We start from the raw sequence: 2,072 nt of genomic DNA, 5'->3' as shown, positions 1-2,072 counted from the left end.
TCTACCGGGAGCTGCGCCGTGCGACGAGCTGACGCGGATACGCTCGACGGCACGGGTGGTGCGTTGATCGGTTGAGACTGCCATCGTTTTCGGCGCCACTCTCCACGTCTGACGAGCACCAACTAGTCGGTGTCGAACTCTCTGTCATTCAGGCGGGCAGGTGCGATCCGCGGTGTCGTCGTAGACGGGTGCGGGTCGAGCTGCTGCCTGTTCAGCTGTGGCGGCGATCCCGTTCTCTGCGATGTCGTTGATGAGCCAGTCCATCTCACGGATCTCACGCTTTTGAGCTTCGCTGATGTCGACTGCGAGTTGGCAGACGCGGTAGTCCTGGATCTGGGCACGCTCGGAGCGAGTGATGGCGAGCGAGTGGTGCGGGATCATCCCCTGCATGAAGGCGGTGTCGTCGACCGTGATCTGGCTGCGATCGAGCGCGATCCCTCCGCCGATGAGGACCGCACCCGCGACAATGATCGCAATGTTCACTTTGGTGTTCTTGTACATGTTGAGCATCCAGCCGAGCATGATCAGGACCATCGTGCCGCCCATGGTGAGAGCCATGAAGATGCGGCTTTCGCTGAGGCGGATGTGGCTCCATTCCCAGGAGCCGGCAAACATCACGAAGTACATGATGACGACGGCGGTGAGGATCATGGCACCGAAGCGGACGTACATGCTGAGGGACCCGTTCTTCTGCTGCTTTTCCTGGTGAGTGCCGGAGTGCTCGTCGTGGTGGGGCATTGGATATCTCTCCTTGTTTCGTGGGGTGACAGGGGATTATAGGAGGGGTGGGCTGCTATCGCGAGGGGGGTGACAGCAGCGTGAGGCGCTGTCGTCGATGACGAGCAAGTGAACCGTCCCCGGTTCTTTGCCGCTCCTATGCGGGTGCCAGCACCGGGTGGGATGGCGTTTCGAGGTCGGCGTAGTACGCGGCCTCGAACTCGTCGGGCGGGACGTCTCCAATGGTCGAGTGCAGGCGTCTCGCGTTGTACCAGTCGACCCACCCTGCGGTGACCCATTCGGCGTCATCGATCGTGCGGAGCGGCCCGGTTCGGAAGGGTGACCCGTCGCGGATCGCTTCATTCTTGAACAGCCCGATCGTGGACTCGGCCAGAGCGTTGTCGTACGCGTCACCGATCGATCCGATCGACGCGGCGATGCCCTCGAGGGCGAGGGTCTCGGCGAACGACACGCTCGTGAACTGGGATCCAGCGATGCTCTCCTAAGAGTCAAGCGGCGATTCTCCTCGGTTTCGTGTTCGGGGTGATGTGTTCGATGCCGGGGTTGAGGAGGAAGTAGACCTCGCGGGCGAGGTAGCGCTTGAGGCAGCGGATGATCTCCATCTTGGAATGCCCCTCGGCGGTCTTCTTCGCTGCGTAGGCTTTTGTCCTCGGGTCGAGCCTGAGGCGACTGATCACGGCGAGGTGGAGTGCGCGGTTGGCTTGCCGGTCGCCGCCCCGGTTGAGCCGGTGTCGTTGCGTCATCCCGGATGAGGCGGGCAGAGGGGAGACGCCGCAGAGCATCGCGAACGCGGCTTCGGACTTCATGCGCTCGGGGTTATCGCCGGCGGTGACCAGTAGCTGCCCGGCGACCTCGATGCCGATCCCGACGCGTTCGAGTAGCTGCGGGGCGAGGGCTTGGACGATGGGGTTGATCAGGTCGTCCAGATCGACGATCTCGTCAGTGAGCTCGAGGTATCGGCGGCCGAACGACTTCAACGCAACCCGGTAGGCGACGACGGGATCGGTCGCATTCGAGACGTCGGGACGCCATGCGGCGAGGTGACGGATCAGTTGCATGCGGGTGAGGTTACGGATCTGGTCGCGGACTTCGTCGGGTGCGGCGACGATCGACATCCGCAGCAGTTGCAGCGTGTTGCGTCGTTCACGGACTGCCTGAGCGCGCGCGACACGCAGGATTCTCAGGGCTTCGACCGCACCGTCTTTGGACTTCGGGATCGTGGTGCGGCGTTCGTGGAGCGCGGCGCGGGCAGCGTTGATAGCGTCCAGATCATCATCCTTGCCTTTCCGGCGGCGGTCTGATCGATCCGGCCGGTCGACCTCGAGGACCGTCAC

2 protein-coding genes and 1 pseudogene are annotated in these 2,072 nt (G+C 63.2%); all 3 read right to left on the bottom strand.

The window, feature by feature from the left end; genetic code table 11:
• Positions 1 to 144: 144 nt before the first annotated feature.
• Entirely contained in the window at positions 145 to 738 is a 594-nt protein-coding gene (locus ACPEH0_RS14735; RefSeq protein WP_217532692.1) for a DUF305 domain-containing protein, read from the bottom strand.
• Positions 739 to 874: 136 nt separating this feature from the next.
• Positions 875 to 1,216, bottom strand: a pseudogene (locus ACPEH0_RS14730) (integrase core domain-containing protein); the annotation flags it as partial.
• Positions 1,217 to 1,226: 10 nt separating this feature from the next.
• Positions 1,227 to 2,072, bottom strand: an 846-nt coding sequence (locus tag ACPEH0_RS14725) for a transposase (RefSeq protein ID WP_423719501.1), incomplete at its 5' end; no start/stop codon positions are given.

The organism is Microbacterium sp. NPDC079356 (assembly GCF_049545465.1).
In the GTDB taxonomy this organism is placed as follows: Bacteria; Actinomycetota; Actinomycetes; order Actinomycetales; family Microbacteriaceae; genus Microbacterium; species Microbacterium gawkjiense.
The sequence above is the reverse complement of the archived record's forward strand: the minus strand, read 5'-3'. Positions and strand labels throughout refer to the sequence as shown.

Bases quoted from the DNA above. Each gene is read 5' to 3' on its own strand.
- ACPEH0_RS14735 (WP_217532692.1), bottom strand. From the start codon at position 738: ATGCCCCACCACGACGAGCACTCCGGCACTCACCAGGAAAAGCAGCAG.